Genomic DNA, 330 nt, shown 5'->3' on the forward strand with positions numbered 1-330 from the left:
TTCGCCTTCGGGACAGGTAGGAAATAGATTGCGGATGTATAAGATGTTAGCTAATTATCAATGAAGAGTATGTTTGAATTTCATTTTTTGTTAGTTTATTATCATTGAAGAGTAATGGGACCGTCTTTCGGTTTTCTTCGAAGAACCTACAGACTTGATTTTCTGAGGCGCTGTAAGAACTAAAGTTCAACAGCGCTCATGCGAAAATACATCCTAGTCATTACTAATGATAATAAACTAACGTTTAATCATTCATTAAAAAGTGAAAGAGAGAGTTTTAAGTGGTTGAAATTTTCCGCACGAAAAATTTCTGTTGATGCCTTTCGCCTT

Origin of the sequence: Globicatella sp. HMSC072A10 (assembly GCF_001811625.1) — a bacterium.
GTDB classification, from domain to species: Bacteria; Bacillota; Bacilli; order Lactobacillales; family Aerococcaceae; genus Globicatella; species Globicatella sanguinis.